The 314-nt window shown below is 58.6% G+C and carries 1 protein-coding gene; it reads right to left on the bottom strand.

Annotation, left to right across the window (positions count from 1 at the left end):
* On the bottom strand, nucleotides 1-314 hold a 314-nt coding region (locus tag LBU54_RS15335), incomplete at both ends, for a hypothetical protein (RefSeq protein WP_224532000.1).

The following is a 314-nucleotide window of genomic DNA, read 5'->3' as shown; positions in this document are numbered from 1 at the left end:
GCCGTGTTGACCTCGTTGGTCACGGACTCGTCCGGATCGGTCGAGTTGACGGTATAGTTGCCGTTGCCGTCGTCCGTTACCGTAACGGCGCCTGTTCCCGCTACTACGGTCTCCGAGAGTTCGGCTAGGCTGACCGTTGATGTATTGCCGTCCTCAAGGGTAATGGTAAGGATGTTGGTCGTATCGTCGTACGAGAGATCCGTTATGGTCTGGTCGTCCGATCCTATGGATGCCAGGGGCACTGAAAGCGTACCGCTGGAATCGGTGATCTGCAGGTCGGCCCCCACCACGGCGAAGGCCGTGTTGACCTCGTT

Origin of the sequence: Winogradskyella alexanderae, assembly GCF_020166335.1 — a bacterium.
Lineage (GTDB): Bacteria > Bacteroidota > Bacteroidia > Flavobacteriales > Flavobacteriaceae > Winogradskyella > Winogradskyella alexanderae.
The sequence above is the reverse complement of the archived record's forward strand: the minus strand, read 5'-3'. Positions and strand labels throughout refer to the sequence as shown.